The 17,228-nt window shown below is 52.0% G+C and carries 13 protein-coding genes and 2 pseudogenes; 6 read left to right on the forward strand and 9 right to left on the reverse strand.

Translation table 11 applies throughout. The features are described from left to right. Window positions 1-95: 95 nt before the first annotated feature. On the forward strand, window positions 96-650 hold the full coding sequence (locus tag I6L54_RS04385) for a YgjV family protein (protein WP_005131445.1): 555 nt from the start codon (window positions 96-98) through the stop codon (window positions 648-650). A 16-nt stretch (window positions 651-666) separates the two neighbouring features. Here I6L54_RS04385 and sstT read toward each other — a convergent pair. The 4 genes and pseudogenes from sstT to I6L54_RS04405 form a co-directional block, all read right to left on the reverse strand. Then, window positions 667-1,247, reverse strand: a pseudogene (gene sstT, locus I6L54_RS04390) (serine/threonine transporter SstT); the annotation flags it as partial. A gap of 147 nt (window positions 1,248-1,394) precedes the next feature. Beyond that, window positions 1,395-2,363: a TerC family protein gene (locus tag I6L54_RS04395; protein WP_040230542.1), complete on the reverse strand. Its 969-nt coding sequence runs from the start codon at window positions 2,361-2,363 to the stop codon at window positions 1,395-1,397. Between the two features lie 270 nt (window positions 2,364-2,633). Next, window positions 2,634-3,632 (reverse strand): Gfo/Idh/MocA family protein, encoded by a 999-nt coding sequence (locus I6L54_RS04400; protein ID WP_040230544.1) that lies wholly within the window; start codon window positions 3,630-3,632, stop codon window positions 2,634-2,636. A gap of 69 nt (window positions 3,633-3,701) precedes the next feature. After that, window positions 3,702-4,205 carry a M48 metallopeptidase family protein gene (locus tag I6L54_RS04405; RefSeq protein WP_040230545.1) on the reverse strand — a complete coding sequence of 168 codons (504 nt, stop codon included), beginning with the start codon at window positions 4,203-4,205 and terminating at the stop codon, window positions 3,702-3,704. Between the two features lie 84 nt (window positions 4,206-4,289). Here I6L54_RS04405 and rlmG point away from each other — a divergent pair, with 84 nt between their 5' ends. Further along, window positions 4,290-5,426 carry a 23S rRNA (guanine(1835)-N(2))-methyltransferase RlmG gene (rlmG, locus tag I6L54_RS04410; protein ID WP_040230546.1) on the forward strand — a complete coding sequence of 379 codons (1,137 nt, stop codon included), beginning with the start codon at window positions 4,290-4,292 and terminating at the stop codon, window positions 5,424-5,426. A gap of 128 nt (window positions 5,427-5,554) precedes the next feature. On the opposite strand, the gene I6L54_RS04415 is transcribed toward rlmG, so the two are convergent. The 3 genes and pseudogenes from I6L54_RS04415 to ygjG all read right to left on the reverse strand — a co-directional run bounded on the left by I6L54_RS04415 (window position 5,555) and on the right by ygjG (window position 9,542). Beyond that, complete coding sequence (locus I6L54_RS04415) at window positions 5,555-7,573, reverse strand: NADPH-dependent 2,4-dienoyl-CoA reductase (RefSeq protein ID WP_040230547.1); 2,019 nt, start codon at window positions 7,571-7,573, stop codon at window positions 5,555-5,557. Between the two features lie 145 nt (window positions 7,574-7,718). Next, a pseudogene (locus I6L54_RS04420) lies at window positions 7,719-8,104 on the reverse strand (MGH1-like glycoside hydrolase domain-containing protein); the annotation flags it as partial. A 58-nt stretch (window positions 8,105-8,162) separates the two neighbouring features. Then, the gene (gene ygjG / locus I6L54_RS04425) at window positions 8,163-9,542 is read right to left on the reverse strand and encodes a putrescine aminotransferase (RefSeq protein WP_167335587.1); all 1,380 of its coding nucleotides are present in this window, start codon (window positions 9,540-9,542) and stop codon (window positions 8,163-8,165) included. Between the two features lie 430 nt (window positions 9,543-9,972). Between ygjG and I6L54_RS04430 the strand changes: the two genes are divergently transcribed. Together I6L54_RS04430 and I6L54_RS04435 are read left to right on the forward strand one after the other, a co-directional pair. Then, the gene (locus tag I6L54_RS04430; protein WP_040230549.1) at window positions 9,973-11,493 is read left to right on the forward strand and encodes a methyl-accepting chemotaxis protein; all 1,521 of its coding nucleotides are present in this window, start codon (window positions 9,973-9,975) and stop codon (window positions 11,491-11,493) included. Window positions 11,494-11,811: 318 nt separating this feature from the next. After that, window positions 11,812-13,377 (forward strand): methyl-accepting chemotaxis protein, encoded by a 1,566-nt coding sequence (locus I6L54_RS04435; protein ID WP_040230550.1) that lies wholly within the window; start codon window positions 11,812-11,814, stop codon window positions 13,375-13,377. On the opposite strand, the gene I6L54_RS04440 is transcribed toward I6L54_RS04435, so the two are convergent. Further along, window positions 13,374-14,051 carry a PadR family transcriptional regulator gene (locus tag I6L54_RS04440; RefSeq protein WP_005131432.1) on the reverse strand — a complete coding sequence of 226 codons (678 nt, stop codon included), beginning with the start codon at window positions 14,049-14,051 and terminating at the stop codon, window positions 13,374-13,376. The genes I6L54_RS04435 and I6L54_RS04440 overlap by 4 nt on opposite strands. A gap of 239 nt (window positions 14,052-14,290) precedes the next feature. On the opposite strand from I6L54_RS04440, the gene I6L54_RS04445 reads away from it, so the two are divergent. Then, the gene (locus tag I6L54_RS04445) at window positions 14,291-15,073 is read left to right on the forward strand and encodes a siderophore-interacting protein (protein WP_005131431.1); all 783 of its coding nucleotides are present in this window, start codon (window positions 14,291-14,293) and stop codon (window positions 15,071-15,073) included. Here the strand turns inward: I6L54_RS04445 and I6L54_RS04450 are convergent. Next, window positions 15,070-15,918 carry a helix-turn-helix domain-containing protein gene (locus I6L54_RS04450; protein WP_040230561.1) on the reverse strand — a complete coding sequence of 283 codons (849 nt, stop codon included), beginning with the start codon at window positions 15,916-15,918 and terminating at the stop codon, window positions 15,070-15,072. The genes I6L54_RS04445 and I6L54_RS04450 overlap by 4 nt on opposite strands. Window positions 15,919-15,985: 67 nt before the next feature. On the opposite strand from I6L54_RS04450, the gene cfa reads away from it, so the two are divergent. Beyond that, window positions 15,986-17,140: a cyclopropane fatty acyl phospholipid synthase gene (cfa, locus tag I6L54_RS04455; protein WP_005131429.1), complete on the forward strand. Its 1,155-nt coding sequence runs from the start codon at window positions 15,986-15,988 to the stop codon at window positions 17,138-17,140. Window positions 17,141-17,228: the final 88 nt, after the last annotated feature.

A 17,228-nucleotide genomic window follows, 5' to 3' on the forward strand; every position in this document is an offset into this window, starting at 1 on the left:
GGCCTGATAAGCGTAGCGCCATCAGGCACAAACCGTTGCCGGATGGCGGCGAACACGCCTTATCCGGCCTACAAAATGGAGTTGGGGTTGCTTGCATGACCGCGTATTGGCTGGCCCAGGGCGTAGGTGTCATCGCCTTTCTGATCGGCATTACCACCTTTTTCAATCGTGATGAGCGCCGGTTTCGGCTGCAACTCGCCGTTTACAGCGCCACTATCGGCGTGCATTTTTTTCTGATGGGCGCCTGGCCCGCGGGAATGAGCGCTGAGCTCAACACCATCCGCACACTCGTCTCAATGCATACCCGCAAGCTGTGGGTCATGACCGTTTTTATTGTCCTCACGCTGGTTCTTGGGCTGGCAAAATTGCAGCATGCGATGGAGCTGTTGCCGATAATCGGCACGCTGGCCAGCACCTGGGCACTGTTTCGCTGCCAGGGGTTAACCGTGCGCTGCGTAATGTGGTGCGCAACCGCCTGCTGGGTTGTTCATAATTTCTGGTTAGGATCGATTGGCGGGACGATGATCGAAGGCAGCTTTTTGGTGATGAACGGCCTGAACATTATCCGCTTCAGGCGCATGCAAAAACGCGGAATTGATCCGTTCAAAATTGAAAAAAGCGTACAGCAAGAGAACCCCTCCGCCCGCTGACGGAGGGGAGAAACGATTAGCCGCGCAAGGCGTTATTTGCCAGACGTTCATCTTCAGCCTGGCAGGCCGCCGCGGTAAACAGCACGTCAGTAGAAGAGTTCAGCGCCGTTTCACAGGAATCCTGCAATACGCCGATGATAAAGCCAACGGCCACCACTTGCATGGCGATGTCATTCGGGATACCAAACATATTGCACGCCAGCGGAATTAACAGCAGAGAGCCCCCCGCGACGCCACCACGCTCAGTAACTGCGCCGTCGGTAAATCGACCGGAATGCCCAGCGTATTCACGGCCGCCAGTGTCAGTACGGTAATGGTGATCGCCGCGCCCGCCATATTGATGGTGGCGTCCAGCGGGATAGATACCGAGTAGGTATCATGGTCCAGATTCAGCTTCTCACACAGCGCCATATTCACCGGAATGTTGGCGGCAGAGCTGCGGGTAAAGAAAGCGTACACGCCGCTTTCGCGCAGACAGGCCAGCACCAGCGGATACGGGTTACGGCGAATTTTCCAGAATACCAGCAGCGGGTTGACCACCAGCAGCATACAGCCAACCAGTACGGCCAGCAGTTGCGCGTAGCCCCACAGCAAGGAAAGATGCCGTTTCGGGGAGATAAAAATCCTGATTTCCGTGCTCAGATCATATTTTCTGACTTTAGATTAACATTGTTTTGACATATCCAGCAAAAAGCCCGACGCACGCAATGTGCGGTCGGGCTTTATCAACTCGCTAAGTAAAAGTTACTGTATTTGCTGCTTTTTATCGTGCTGGTGGTTGACCCACGCGTTCACAACCAGCGTCACAAACAGAATACCGAAGACCACACCTAACGAGATAGCGATCGGGATATGGTAGAAATCGACGATCAGCATCTTGATACCGATAAACACCAGGATGATCGACAAACCATATTTCAGCATGGAGAAACGCTCTGCCACACCTGCCAACAGGAAGTACATCGCACGCAGACCCAAAATAGCGAACAGGTTCGAGGTCAGTACGATGAACGGGTCGGTGGTGACGGCAAAGATTGCCGGAATACTGTCGACGGCGAAAATCACGTCGCTTAGCTCAACCAGAATCAACACCAGCATCAGCGGCGTGACAAACAGCAGGCCGTTCTTACGCACGAAGAAGTGCTCGTTTTCGATAGTATCGGTCATACGTAAATGGCTACGCAGCCAGCGTACCAGCGGTTTGTCGCCAATGCCTGATTCATCCTCTTTTGCCAGCGCCATTTTCACGCCGGTAAACAGCAGGAACGCGCCGAACACGTACAGCAGCCACTCAAACTGGGTGATAAGCCAGGTGCCAGCGAAGATCATGATCGTACGCAGAACAATCGCTCCCAGCACGCCATACACCAGTACCCGACGCTGCAATGCAGGCGGTACGGAGAAGTAGCTGAACAGCATCAGCCAGACAAAGACGTTATCTACCGCCAGCGATTTTTCAATTAAATAGCCGGTAAGGAACGCCAGCGCCTGCGGGTCGGCAACGGCACGGCCCTGAGTCTCAGCCAGGTACCACCAGAATGCCGCGTTAAACAGCAACGACAACGTTACCCAGATGATTGACCAGGCCGCGGCCTGTTTCATCGACATCGTATGTGCGCCACGACGACCCTGTAGCAGCAGGTCGATGGCCAGCATAATGACCACCACAACAGCGAAGCCACCCCATAACAACGGTGTGCCGACAGTATTCATTTTATTTCCCCATGCATAAAAAAACGGCCAACGCCGAATGACGTTAGCCGCTGCTTTTTATGCATAGACCTTGCCATTCGGCAAGGTCTCACTTACAACAACAAAGGAATACGCTGTCGTATTCCTTTGTTATCGCCCGGTGACCGGATGTGGTTTTTCACACATCGTAATGACGATCAACCGACAACGAAGTTACTCCCCTTTGCGGGTTACAAAATATTACAGGCCATGCCTTCAGTCAATGGCCTGCAACATTCATTTTACATACTTTTACGCGGTCAGCGGTATCTGTGCATCATCTGCGGGGAAAATAACGCCGGTCTGGCGGCGAATCTCCGTTTGCAGTTTGGCGGTAATACGACTGACGGCCAGTGCCGGATGATCCACTTCGCCGGATTCAACCAGATGAGCAAAAGCCTCTGCCTCATAAAGCATAGTATTGATGTGCTGAGGCACCGTAAGATCCTGCGTTTTGCCACCGCGCGGAATAAAGCACACTTTCTGACACTCGGAAATCTTCTCGATAACCAGTGACCCTGATTCGCCCTGAATTTCGCTGGCCAGTACGGAATCACTGACTTTCGAGTGCTGCAACGTGACGCTAAAATCGCCGTAATTCAGTACCACCACGCCGTGGGCATCGACGCCGCTTTCCAGCAGGCTGGCACTTGCCTGAACGCTCAGTGGTTCACCCCAGAGCGCAACCGCAGCGGCCAGACAGTAAAAGCCGATATCCATAATTGAACCGTTAGAAAACGCCGGATTAAACGTATTGGGATTTTCACCGTCCAGATAACGCTGATAACGTGAAGAATACTGGCAGTAATTGATCAGCGCTTTCCTGACTCGCCCAATTTTGGGGAGTGATTGCTGTAATAGCAGGAAATTAGGCAGGCTGGCGGTCTTAAACGCTTCAAACAGCACCACCTGATTTTCGCGCGCGCAGGCGATAGCGGCTTCGGCTTGCGCCAGGTTGGAGGCCAGTGGCTTTTCGCAAATAACATGCTTTTTGTGCCGCAAAAACAGCTCGGTCTGCGGGAAGTGCAGGGAGTTTGGACTGGCGATGTAGACGGCGTCGATCGCCTCGCTTTGCGCCATCGCTTCCAGCGAAGTAAACAGATGCTCGACGGGGTAATCGTTGGCGAAGGTCTGTGCCTGTTCAAGGCTACGGGAATACACTGCGGTTAACTTATACTTGCCGGTTTCATGGGCGGCATCGACAAACTGGCGGGTGATCCAGTTTGTGCCAATTACTGCGAAACGTATCATAAAGGCCTTCAGGCTGCGAAAAGGGATCCTTGCGTCAATTTAGCATGCCCTGAAGACAAAGCCAGTGCGCTACGGCGCAGTTTGCTTTAACGATTGTTGCGTGAGCCACAGGCGGGTATCAAACTCCAACTGGTGGTATTGCGGTTCCATATGGCAGCACAACTGATAAAACGCTTTGTCGTGCTCTTTTTCTTTCAGATGCGCCAGTTCATGTACGACGATCATGCGTAAAAAAGGTTCAGGCGCAGAACGGAACACGGTAGCGACGCGGATCTCCGCTTTGGCTTTGAGCTTGCCACCCTGCACGCGAGAGACGGCGGTATGCAGTCCCAGCGCATTTTTCAGCACGTGTATCTTACTGTCATACATGACTTTATTCAGCGGCGGGGCGTTACGCAGAAACTGATTTTTCAGATCCTGGGTATATTGCCAGAGCGCTTTGTCGGTCGCGAAGTCATGCGTACCGGGATAACGTTTTTCCAGCACCGCCCCCAGACGCTGTTCAGCAATCAGCGTACGAACCTGGGAAAGTAAATTTTCCGGGTAGCCTTGCAGATAGGTCAACTGACTCATTAGTGCCCCATATAAAGTATAAAAAGTGTATACTCACGCACCCTTTTCAGGGATACGCCGAAATTTTACCATTCAGGAGGGCCGATGAGCCACATAGACAACGGTTTCCGTTCGCTGTCACTTAAACGTTTCCCGGAAACGGATGACGTTAACCCGCTGCTGGCGTGGGAAGCTGCAGATGAATATCTGCTGCAACAGCTGGACGATACCGAGATTAGCGGCCCGGTGCTTCTCCTGAATGATACCTTCGGTGCGCTGGGCTGTGCGCTGGCGGAACATACGCCGTACAGCATTGGCGACTCCTATCTCAGCGAGCTTGCCACACGTGAGAACCTGCGTCACAACGATATTGCCGAGTCGAGCGTCAAATTCCTCGACAGCACCGCTGAATATCCGCAGGCGCCGGGCGTGGTGCTGATTAAGCTGCCAAAAACCATGGCGCTGCTGGAGCAGCAACTGCGTGCTCTGCGCGAAGTGGTAACGCCACAAACGCGCATCATCGCCGGGGCGAAGGCGCGCGATGTGCATACCTCGACGCTGGAGTTGTTTGAAAAGGTGCTAGGTCCAACCACCACCACGCTGGCGTGGAAAAAAGCCCGTCTGATTAACTGCACTTTCAGTAATCCAGAACTGGCTGATGCCTTGCAGACGCTGAGCTGGAAACTGGAAGGTACCGACTGGACTATCCATAACCACGCCAACGTCTTCTCCCGTACCGGGCTGGATATCGGCGCGCGCTTTTTTATTGAGCATCTGCCGGAAAATCTGGAAGGGGAGATTGTCGATCTCGGTTGTGGCAACGGTGTGATTGGCCTGACTTTGCTGGAGAAGAACCCGCAAGCCAGCGTGGTGTTTGTGGATGAATCACCGATGGCGGTGGCATCAAGCCGTCTGAACGTCGAAAGCAACATGCCGGAAGCGTTGGATCGCTGCGAGTTTATGATCAACAACGCGTTGTCTGGCGTGGAGCCTTTCCGCTTTGACGCCGTGTTGTGTAACCCGCCGTTCCATCAGAAACATGCGCTGACCGATAACATCGCCTGGGAGATGTTCCACCACGCGCGTCGCTGCCTGAAAATCAATGGTGAATTGTACATCGTGGCCAACCGCCACCTCGATTACTTCCACAAGCTGAAGAAGATTTTTGGCAACTGCGTGACCATCGCCACCAACAATAAGTTTGTGGTGCTGAAAGCGATCAAAACGGGTCGCCGCCGCTAATCGCGTGTGCCGGATGGCGGCTAACGCCTTATCCGGCCTACACGAGCTGCCTCGTAGGCCTGATAAGCGTAGCGCCATCAGGCAAAGATGTGAGCAGTTGCCTTATCCGACCTACGGGATACAACGTGTTAAATCTCCAGCGCTAAGCGGGTCCCCTGCGCAATAGCGCGTCGGGCATCCAGCTCCATCGCCACGTCACACCCCCCGATCAGATGCACCGTTTTACCTGCCGCGTGCAGCGGATCGACCAGTTCACGGCGTGGCTCTTGTCCGGCGCAAATCACCACGTGATCCACGTTAAAGATCACCGGTTCGCCGTTCAGCACAACGTGTAAGCCATCATCATCAATTTTCTGATAACTGACTGCCGGGATCATTTTTACGCCGCGTGAAAGCAGGGTAGCGCGGTGGATCCATCCCGTTGTTTTACCTAAACCTTGCCCGGGTTTACTGGCTTTACGCTGCAACATCACTATCTGGCGTGGGCTGCGGAGTAGATGTGGTCCTTCCGGACGTAAACCGCCGGGCTGTTGCAGGCTGGTGTCGATTCCCCATTCCACGCAGAATTCGGCAATATTCTGGCTGGTGGGATCGCCGGGCTGGCTCAGATACATGGCGGTATCAAAACCGATCCCTCCGCAGCCAACGATCGCCACGCGTTTCCCTACCGGCGTTTTATCGCGCAGGACGTCGAGGTAACTTAGTACTTTAGGGTGATCGATCCCCTCGATCGGCGGCATGCGCGGTTCGATCCCGCTGGCGAGGATCACTTCATCAAAGGCTTGCAGTTCGTGGGCGCTAACAAACTGATTGAGTTTCAGCGTGACACCCGTTACGTCGATCATCCGGCGGTAGTAACGCAGGGTTTCATAGAATTCTTCTTTGCCGGGGATCTGTTTGGCGATATTAAACTGCCCGCCTATCTCGCCATGCGCGTCAAACAGCGTTACATGATGTCCACGCGCGGCGGCGTTAATAGCAAAAGCGAGACCCGCAGGGCCCGCGCCGACCACCGCCAGATTTTTCGGCTGAGTGGCCGCAACGATCGGCATTTTGGTTTCATGACAGGCGCGCGGATTCACCAGGCAAGAGGTGACTTTGCCGACGAAGATCTGATCCAGGCAGGCCTGGTTACAGCCGATACAGGTATTGATCTCATCCGCTCGCCCGGTTTGTGCTTTTGACAGCAGCTCAGCATCGGCAAGGAATGGCCGGGCCATCGATACCATATCGGCATCGCCGCGTGCCAGAATGTCATCCGCAACGGTCGGATCGTTGATGCGGTTAGTGGTGACCAGTGGGATCGTCACGTGCCCTTTCAGCTTGCGCGTTACCCAGCTAAACGCACCCCGGGGTACCGGTGTGGCGATAGTGGGAATACGCGCTTCATGCCAGCCAATGCCGGTGTTAATCATTGTGGCGCCTGCGGCTTCTATAGCCTGAGCTAACTGGACGGTTTCGTCAAAGGTTCCGCCTTGCTCCACCAGGTCGAGCATCGACAGGCGGAAGATAATAATAAAGTCACTGCCGGCACGCTGGCGCACCGCCCGCACGACTTCCACGGCAAAACGCATGCGGTTGGCATAGTCACCGCCCCATTCATCATCGCGCTGGTTGGTGCGCAGGGTCAGGAATTCGTTGATCAGATAACCTTCCGAGCCCATCACTTCGACGCCATCGTAGCCTGCCTCCCGCGCCAGCTGTGCACAATGGGCGAAATCTTCAATCAGTTGCAGCACTTCATCGTGCGTCAGTTCATGCGGCATAAAGCGGTTAATAGGGGCCTGGATGGCTGAAGGCGCAACCAGATGCGGTTGATAGCTGTAGCGACCAGTGTGCAGGATTTGCAGGGCAATTTTCCCGCCTTCATCGTGAACCGCATCGGTAATGATACGGTGGTGCGCCAGCTGGCTGGTGTCGTTCAGCATCGCGCCGCCTTCCATACCCACGCCCGATAACGCGGGCGCAATTCCTCCGGTCACAATCAGGGCTACGCCGTGACGAGCGCGTTCAGCATAGAACGCAGCCAGCCGTTCTGCACCATCGGGATACTCTTCCAGACCGGTATGCATTGAACCCATCAGCACGCGGTTTTTAAGCGTGGTGAATCCCAAATCGAGCGGGGCGAACAGCGACGGATAGCTCATAAAGGTGTCCAGTATGTAAAATTATTGTTATGTGGTCGGATGAGTTACTAATTTAGCCGTCGCCGCGTAAAAGGGAAAAGGGGAATGCCGTGATTGTGATGAGATTCAAAAAAGAGGCTCTCCTTTTCAGGAGAGCCAATCGACGTTACTGCTGTTTAAGAAAATTGTTATACAGCATGTAGAGATGCGCGGCGCTCCAGCAGAAGTTAGGTGCGCCCTGCTGCGCGCCGGTCAACGGGTTGTCGTTTTCCTGAATTGGGCCTTCTGCCGTCAGCCCTTTGGCATGCTGGAAGAAAGTATCGGCCAGTTTTAATGCTTCATCGCGATAGCCATAATGCACCATCCCTTTAAGCCCGAACCAGAACTGATCCACCCAGACGCGTCCGCGCCGAAGGTCGGATGGGTCAGTGCAGCGGTGCCAGGTGGGACATATGTGTTGAACTCTTTAGGATCGAGCATCACGCTAATTACCGCATCCGCATGGGATTGTGTGGCCGCACCGTTAAACAACGGTGACCAGCCTTCCGGTCCTTAACCGGCCTACAAAGGAGGTCCTTTAGTAGACCGGATAAGATACATCCGGCAGTGGTTATACCTGCTCCACGCTCACCCGTAATGCGGCCAGGGCTTTGCGGGTTGATCGCAATACCAGTTCGCATTGCTCGATCGTTAACGTTAACGGCGGTTCGATACGGATCGTCTTCGCGTTATTCAGTGTTCCGGCGACCAGCACTCGCTGACGGAACATTTCACTGGCAAAGCTGTAGCCAATCTCATTATCGACAAACTCAATCGCCATCAGCATGCCTTTACCGCGAACGTCGTGTACCAGATCCGGATATTCACGCGCCAGATGACGGAAGCCATCCAACAACATATCGCCTTTCTGCTCTGCCTGAGCGGGTAAATTTTGCTCCAGCAGGACGTTAATGGTCGCCAGCGCCGCCGCGCATGAGAGCGGGTTGCCACCGAACGTGGTGGTATGCAGGAAAGGATTGTCGAACAGAACGGAGAACACTTCTTCGGTGGCAATGGTCGCGCCAATTGGCATCACGCCACCCCCAAGCGCCTTGGCCAGACACAGAATGTCAGGCTGCACGTTTTCATGTTCGCAGGCGAACATCTTGCCAGTGCGCCCCATGCCGGTTTGCACTTCGTCGAGGATCATCAGCGCGCCAAACTCATCGCAAAGTTTACGTACCGCGGTTAAATACCCTTGCGGAGGTAGGATCACGCCTCCTTCCCCCTGGATCGGCTCCAGAATCACAGCGGCAACATCGTCGCCGGTCTTTTTGCATTCGCTCAGGACGGTGCGCATGGCATCAATATCGCCAAAAGGAACATGGCGGAAGCCCGGCAGCAGCGGCATAAACGGTTTGCGGAAGGTTGATTTAGCGGTGGCGGATAGCGACCCCAGCGATTTACCGTGGAAGGCTCCGCTGGTGGCAATAAATGTAAATTTACCGCGCGGCGATTGATACGCTTTCGCCAGTTTTAGCGCCGCTTCAACCGACTCGGTTCCGCTGTTACTGAAGAAACTGTATTTCAGCTTTCCGGGTGCCAGTGCAGCAAGCGTTTTTGCCAGCATGGCCCGCAATGGGTCAAGTAATTCCTGGCTGTGCAGAGGTTGTTTCGCGAGTTGATTCTGTACGGCGGAGACCACTACTGGATTACGGTGCCCCACGTTGAAAATTCCAAAACCTCCCAGGCAATCGACAAACTCCTGTCCCTGGGTGTCGACAAGCGTATTCAGGCTTCCCGCTTGCCACTCTACGGCTCCGTAATCCCCGCCGGCAGTTACAGATTTTCTATACTCTAAGAACCCAGGATTGACATGTTCTTTGAAGTAATCAATCACCTCTCGGTTTAGTGCTTTCATTTCCTCATGATCAAGCGTTCGCTTCTCGATGAGATTCAGTGCGTGTGCGCTGCAGGCCAGAGCCGATGCGCTGGAAGGTAACCTGTTCAAAATATGCTCCCGGAGCTCGCGTATCACATGATACTGAATTAAGTATTGCAGGGATTGCGCCATCCCGACGCGCTTAACGAAAATCGGGATAAACACCAGGGAAGATCTTGCTTGTGCAACATTTAATCTCAAACATTAACATTTGCTGATATTTTACCCAGGTTTACGCACGTAAAACCGACGGGAAAAACGCGTTATTGCGCTAAAAGTGGGCGAAAATTGCACTATTGCGGTGCGCAGAGTGAAGGTGTGTTGAATAGTTACGTAATGAAAGTAATTTAAATCAATGAATTAGAAAACGTACAAATTTTGAGGTTTAATCGCAAATTGCGATCTAAATCAAATTTAACAACTAAAGTTAAAAAGATTAGCGCCGAAATAACATAAGCCGAAAGAGTTAACAACCAGATAACCTGCACAGGACGCAACCATGTCTTCTCATCCCTACGTTAGCCAGCAAAATACACCGCTGGATGATGATATCACCCTCATGTCGACCACCGATTTACAAAGCTATATCACCCATGCGAACGATACCTTTGTCCAGGTCAGCGGCTATCAGCTGAATGAATTGCTTGCTCAGCCGCACAACCTGGTTCGTCATCCGGACATGCCGAAAGCGGCGTTTGCGGATATGTGGTACACCCTGAAACAGGGGGAACCGTGGAGTGGTATTGTGAAAAACCGGCGGAAGAATGGCGATCACTACTGGGTGAGGGCCAATGCGGTGCCGATGGTGCGGGAAGGGCGCGTAACCGGGTATATGTCGATCCGTACCCGGGCGACGGAAGCGGAAATTGCGGCGGTCGAACCTTTATATAAAGCACTCAATGAAGGCCGTTGTCATCGGCGCGTCCATAAGGGGTTGGTGGTACGTAAAGGCTGGTTGGGTAAACTCCCGTCGCTGCCGGTTCGCTGGCGGGCACGCAGTGTCATGGCTTTCATGTTTGTTATCCTGGCGACTGCGCTACAGCAGATGGGCGCTGAATGGCCGCAACTGTTGGTGAGCGCACTGGTGATGATGCTGGCGACGGTTATTTTCGAATGGCAGATTGTGCGCCCAATCGAGAATGTTGCCCAGCAGGCACTGAAAGTCGCGACTGGCGAGCGCAACAGCGTGACCCATCTTAACCGTAGCGATGAACTGGGTCTGATGCTACGGGCGGTGGGGCAGTTAGGGTTAATGTGCCGCTGGCTTATTCATGACGTGTCGAGTCAGGTCAGTTGTGTGCGTAACGACAGTGAAACGCTGGCGAAAGGCAGTGATGATTTAAACAAGCATACACAGCAGACGGTAGAGAATGTGCAGGAAACGGTCACCACCATGAATCAGATGGCGGCATCGGTGAAGCAAAACTCTGCGACAGCTGCGGCCGCTGATAAGCTGTCTATTGCCGCCAGCAGCGCGGCGACACAGGGCGGTGAGGCGATGGATACGGTCATTAAAACAATGGACGATATTGCCAACAGCACCCAACGGATCGGCACTATCACGACCCTGATTAACGATATCGCCTTCCAGACAAATATTCTGGCTCTGAACGCCGCCGTTGAAGCCGCACGGGCAGGTGAGCAGGGGAAAGGATTCGCCGTGGTGGCGGGAGAAGTGCGTCATCTTGCCAGTCGTAGTGCAAGCGCAGCAAATGATATCCGTAAACTGATTGATGCCAGCGCCGACAAGGTGCAGTCCGGCTCCGATCAGGTTCATGCCGCAGGGCGGACAATGGATGATATTGTGGCGCAGGTCCAGAATGTGACACAGTTGATTGCTCAAATCAGCCATTCAACGCTGGAGCAGTCAGATGGGCTTTCCAGCCTGACCCGTGCCGTAAATGAGTTGAGCAATATTACGCAGAAAAATGCTGAACTGGTTGAAGAGAGCGCGCAGATTTCAGCAATGGTAAAACATCGTGCCGGTCGTCTGGAAGATGCGGTGACCGTGCTGCATTAATTCTCACCCCATTCCATTTTCCCGCCAAACGCTTATCGTCCCCGGTAGGCGTTTTTTGTAATATTTTTGTTAATCATATATTAAATAATACCACTTTGGTATTACGATTCTATTTTCCTTATTCCGTTCTAACCGTGAGCGTCCTATTTTTAAATATTGTTAAATATCGCTTATATAACGATCGGTCTTGCTTGATTCATCGTCAAAAACTATTTCGTAACATTGGTGTAAATTAAAAAACGATCAATATCATAAAGTTAGGTTGGTATTGACCGATAAGGTTATCTGTCTGAAGAAAACTGTCTCCAGGGAGAAAATATGTTCTTGCATAACGTAAAGATTCGCTCGAAATTATTTATCGCGTTTGGTTTGTTTATTGTACTGATGATGGTGAGTTCGGGTCTTTCGCTGTTGAGTCTGGATCGTAGTAACAGTGGGATGCAGAACATCATTACCAATGACTATCCGATTACGGTAAAAGCCAATCTGCTCATTGATAATTTTCAGGAGTTTGTCAGTACTCAACAATTGATGTTATTGGATGAGGAAGGCAAATGGACCCAGGCGTCCCAGAAAAAGCTCGATACCATCAGCCAGCAAATTTCTGCTCTGCTGGATGCGCTGAGTGCTGCGCCTCTCAATGATGCATCCAAAAAAATTGTTGCGGATATCCGCGATGTGCGTGAGCAGTATCTGGCTTCCCGATTCCGTATTCTGCAGGCGCTGCAGAATCACGATCGCTCCGGTGCGATGCACGAGATGATGACCCGCACGGTGAATGTGCAGCAGGCGTATAAAGCAAAAGTGCAGGAATTGATCGCCATTGAAGATGCCCAGATGCAGAAGGCGGGCGCTCAGGTGGAATATGATTTCCACACCAATCGTGCGCTGTTGATTACTCTGGCGCTGATTAGCATTGCCGCCGGTTGTGTGATGGGTTGGTATATTGTGCGCTCAATTACCCGACCCCTTAATGAAGCCGTGCAGTTTGCCGAGGCGATTGCGCAGGGCGACCTTACTCGCAATATCAGTATGGAACAGAAGGATGAGACCGGTGTGCTGCTGCAAGCGCTGATGGCAATGAAAACCCGACTGTTAGAGATTGTCGAGGAAGTGCAAAACGGCTCCGAGAATATCTCTGCGGCGGCGGCGCAGATTGTCGCGGGTAATCAGGATTTGGCTGCGCGTACCGAAGAACAGGCAAGCTCGGTAGAACAGACGGCGGCGTCGATGGAACAAATTACCGCGACGGTAAAAACGACGGCAGACCATACCCATGAAGCGACGAAGCTGTCTACGGGAGCGGCGGCGGTGGTGAAAAACAACGGTGAGATGATGAATCAGGTGACGCAGAAAATACGCGTGATTAATGAAACCTCTAACCGTATGTCAGAGATTATCAACCTGATAGATTCGATTGCTTTTCAAACCAATATCCTGGCGCTGAATGCGGCTGTCGAAGCGGCACGCGCTGGTGAGCATGGGCGTGGTTTCGCGGTAGTTGCCGGAGAAGTGCGTCAACTGGCGCAAAAAAGCGCATCGTCTGCCAGTGAGATCCGCAATCTGATTGAAGATTCCACCAGTCAGACCCGGGAAGGACTGGTGCTGGTTGAAAAAGCCAACGTGTTGATCAATGGAATGGTCACTAACGTTGAAGAAATGGATGTGATATTACGGGAAATCGGTCAGGCCAGCCGCGAGCAGACGGACGGTATTTCGCAGATTAACAGTGCGATTGGCCTGATCGACACCACCACGCAACAGAACTCCTGTCTGGTAGAGGAGTCCGTTGCGGCAGCGGCGTCATTAAACGAACAGGCATTACACTTAAAAGAGATGATTAAAGTGTTCCGCGTGCGTAAAGAGGACGCGCAGCCTGCTTAATCAAGCTGGGTGATGTCCAGCGATGCGCGATCGATAATACCGATGATCTTCTTGATTTGCGCTTCGCTGGTGTCACCGTGATTGACCCGCAGATCCAGCACGGCTTTAAAATTCTCCAGTGCTCGTTTCATCTGTGGATTCTTGCGTAATTCAAAGCCGACACAGCGTGCTTTAATACGTTCGTGGATATGTTCCAGATGTTCCTGGTTCTCTTCCAGCCATTGCAGGCCTTGCTCCGTGATTGTGATTTGCTTACGTCCGCCTTCCTCGTCACGGATGGCGATAAGCGACTGATCCTGCAAGAAATCCAGTGTCGGGTAAATCACGCCCGGGCTTGGGGTGTAATTACCCTGAGTCAATGTTTCAATGGCTTTGATTAGTTCATAACCGTGACTGGCATCGCGGGTCAAAATATCCAGAATCACCAGACGTAATTCGCCGTGGCCGAAGAAACGCTGACGTCGACCGCCACCACCGCCGCGACCGTGGCGGTGTCCGCAGCCATGCTCATGGTGGTGTTCTTTGTTACAGCCTTCGTGATGACGCTCTTCACCTTTACAGCAACCTTCGTGGTGTTCACTGTGATGACCTTCGTGGCGATGTCCTTCACCCTTACAGCAGCCTTCGTGCTGGTGTTCTGCATGTTTGCAGCACCCTTCATGATGATCTTGCATCATTCATCTCCCGATGTTATTTCGATATATCTAATTTATATCTAAACTTTTCCCATTTGCAAGCCCACGCAGAAGTATTAACTTAATTTATTGATTTATATATACTTATTATTCATTGTGACGCTTGTGATGCGCTATCCGTACTCTATCAAAAAAGTTCTTGCAATCTTCTCAATTAGCAATCATTATCATTTAAAATCTATTTAGATATATCTAATCTCTGTCACGAAGGCGAAAAAATGACAAATAACACTTCACGCTATCCACAGCGCGTTCGCAATGAGCTGCGCTTCCGTGAACTGACCGTCCTGCGGGTTGAACGTATCAGCGCGGGTTTCCAGCGCATTGTACTGGGCGGTGACGCTCTGGATGGTTTTAGCTCACAGGGTTTTGACGACCACACCAAGGTCTTTTTCCCTGAGCCGGGCAGTCACTTTGTGCCACCCGTGGTGACGGATGAGGGGATTGTCTGGCCAGAGGGTGTACGCCCGGTATCCCGTGATTACACGCCGTTGTATGACCCGGCACGCCATGAACTGGCGCTGGATTTTTATATCCACGATGGCGGCGTGGCGAGTACGTGGGCGATGAATGCGCGTGAAGGTGACAAATTGACGATTGGCGGACCGCGTGGCTCGCTGGTGGTACCAGAAGACTATGCGTACCAGGTTTACGTGTGTGATGAATCTGGAATGCCTGCGCTACGTCGTCGGCTGGAGGCGATCGGCCGTTTAGCGGTACGTCCAAATGTGACGGCGCTGGTCAGCGTACACGATGCAGCGTATCAGGATTATTTCGCTCATCTCGACGGTTTTACGATTCAGTGGTTTGTCGGCCATGACGAACAGGCAGTGAATGATCAGCTTTCACAGCTGATCGTACCTGCACAGGATTATTTCATTTGGATAACTGGCGAAGGAAAAGTGGTGAAAAACCTGAGCGCCCGCTTTGCTACTGAGGCTTTCGATCAGCAGTTGGTGCGTGCTGCGGCTTACTGGCATCAACGTCGGAACGTTAATTAATAATGTGACGGTGAAACGCCAAACGCCTGGCGGAATGCATAGCTAAACGCTGCGGTGCTTGAATATCCCACATCGAGCGCCACGGCGGTTACGCTTTTATTTTTCTTCAGCATGAGTACAGACTCCAGAATTCGCATTTTTTGCTTCCAGACGCTGAAGGGTAATCCGGTTTCTTTTTTGAAATGACGCGAAAAGGTACGGGCAGACATACCCAAATGTTGTGCCCAATACTCTACAGAATGTTCCAGCGCCGGAGACGCTTGTATTGTTCGGCACACATGGGTTAATTCACGATCCTGTGGCCAGGGTAATACAAAGGCGACCTCTGGTAATTGCAGAATAATGTCCACCAGCACACTGACCAGTTTGCCTTCTTTTGACTGGCTATCATAATGGCCTGAAATTGAATTTGTGGCGTAATGAATAAACTCTCTGGCGAAATCACTGATCGCCACGACTTTACACTCATGGATACTTTCTTCGAGAAAACCCGGTTTAATATCCAGATTCTCTAAATGCACATCATCCAGCGCCCAAACTGCATGCTCAGTATTATTGGGGATCCAGATGCCGTAATGCGCGGGGATTATCCAGCACTTGCCGGCGACATCAATGCGCATACTGCCTTTGCGGGCAAAATGAAACTGCATAAAAGCGTGCGAGTGCTGCGGAACATGGTGGTTGGCTTCAAGGACATAAGAGCGAAAGTAAACGTCCTGCGGCAGCTCTGCCATGGAATCGTCCGGGAAGGAATTCCAATGTTTTTGCGCGAGAGTTTCCATAAATAAATCGTCAATGCTCCCGGTGGTGTGGCCGCTGTTCGATAGATCTTGTCCGCAAATCATAATACATACATTCTTTTTTCCATAATAATCTTGCGTAATAATTAATAGCCCACTTTTGGTAAATACCATGAACACGCTTTGTTCAGATGCTGTCATCGTCAATGAAACAAATGATAACTGGACCCGAATGGGAAAAGAGCTGCTCCAGCAAGCAGATATTCAGATCAATGGTTCCCGCCCCTGGGACATTCAGCTTCATCATGCCGGTTTCTTTAAACGGGTGCTGCAACAAGGCTCCTTAGGGCTTGGCGAAAGCTATATGGAAGGCTGGTGGGATTGCGAACGGCTCGATGTTCTGTTCTGCAAAATCCTGAAAGCAAAACTCGACCAGCAAATGCCGGGAAATCTGAAGGATATATTGCGTATTGCCAGCGCCCGCCTGTTTAATTTGCAGTCTCGCAGTCGTGCGTGGATTGTCGGTAAAGAACACTACGATATTGGCAACGATCTCTTTGCGCTCATGCTGGATCCCCACATGCAATATTCCTGTGGCTACTGGAAAGAGGCAACCACCTTAGAAGACGCGCAAAATGCCAAATTAAAAATGATCTGCGAGAAGTTGCAACTTAAACCGGGTATGCGTTTACTCGATATTGGTTGTGGCTGGGGCGGGCTGGCCGAATATGCGGCGCGTCATTACGGCGTGGCGGTAGAAGGGGTCACTATCTCCAAAGAGCAGCAGAAAATGGCGCAGCAGCGCTGTGAAGGGCTGGACGTTAATATTCTGCTGCAGGATTATCGCGACCTCGATAAACACTACGATCGTATTGTCTCCGTGGGGATGTTTGAACACGTAGGGCCGAAAAACTACGACACCTATTTCAGCATCGCCGACCGTTGTTTAAAACCGGATGGGCTGTTCCTGTTACATACCATTGGTAGCAATAAAAAAGGGATGAGCGTCGATCCATGGATCAATAAATACATTTTCCCGAACGGCTGCTTACCGGCGATCTCCCATATTGCCGAGGCCAGCGAATCACGGTTTGTGATGGAAGACTGGCATAACTTTGGCAGCGATTACGATAAAACGCTGATGGCATGGCACGAGCGCTTTAATCAGGCATGGCCGGAGCTGTCATCACGTTATTCCGCCACCTTCAGAAGGATGTTCAATTATTACCTGTGCGCTTGTGCTGGTGCGTTCCGCGCCAGAGATATTGAGCTGTGGCAAGTACTGTTTAGCCGGGGCGTAGAAGGCGGTATTCGCGTTTATCGTTAATATTCAGCTGGATGGCGGCGCAAGCGCCTTATCCGGCCTACAAAGCTTTGCACTCGTAGGCTTGATAAGCGCAGCGCATCAGGCGCAT

Source organism: Citrobacter pasteurii, from assembly GCF_019047765.1.
In the GTDB taxonomy this organism is placed as follows: domain Bacteria; phylum Pseudomonadota; class Gammaproteobacteria; order Enterobacterales; family Enterobacteriaceae; genus Citrobacter; species Citrobacter pasteurii.

Coding starts and splice junctions, on each gene's coding strand:
- rlmG (WP_040230546.1), top strand. CDS start 4,290: ATGAGCCACATAGACAACGGTTTCCGTTCGCTGTCACTTAAACGTTTC.
- I6L54_RS04440 (WP_005131432.1), bottom strand. CDS start 14,051: ATGCAAGATCATCATGAAGGGTGCTGCAAACATGCAGAACACCAGCAC.
- I6L54_RS04445 (WP_005131431.1), top strand. CDS start 14,291: ATGACAAATAACACTTCACGCTATCCACAGCGCGTTCGCAATGAGCTG.
- I6L54_RS04430 (WP_040230549.1), top strand. CDS start 9,973: ATGTCTTCTCATCCCTACGTTAGCCAGCAAAATACACCGCTGGATGAT.
- I6L54_RS04385 (WP_005131445.1), top strand. CDS start 96: ATGACCGCGTATTGGCTGGCCCAGGGCGTAGGTGTCATCGCCTTTCTG.
- I6L54_RS04435 (WP_040230550.1), top strand. CDS start 11,812: ATGTTCTTGCATAACGTAAAGATTCGCTCGAAATTATTTATCGCGTTT.
- I6L54_RS04395 (WP_040230542.1), bottom strand. CDS start 2,363: ATGAATACTGTCGGCACACCGTTGTTATGGGGTGGCTTCGCTGTTGTG.
- I6L54_RS04405 (WP_040230545.1), bottom strand. CDS start 4,205: ATGAGTCAGTTGACCTATCTGCAAGGCTACCCGGAAAATTTACTTTCC.
- I6L54_RS04450 (WP_040230561.1), bottom strand. CDS start 15,918: ATGATTTGCGGACAAGATCTATCGAACAGCGGCCACACCACCGGGAGC.
- I6L54_RS04415 (WP_040230547.1), bottom strand. CDS start 7,573: ATGAGCTATCCGTCGCTGTTCGCCCCGCTCGATTTGGGATTCACCACG.
- cfa (WP_005131429.1), top strand. CDS start 15,986: ATGAACACGCTTTGTTCAGATGCTGTCATCGTCAATGAAACAAATGAT.
- I6L54_RS04400 (WP_040230544.1), bottom strand. CDS start 3,632: ATGATACGTTTCGCAGTAATTGGCACAAACTGGATCACCCGCCAGTTT.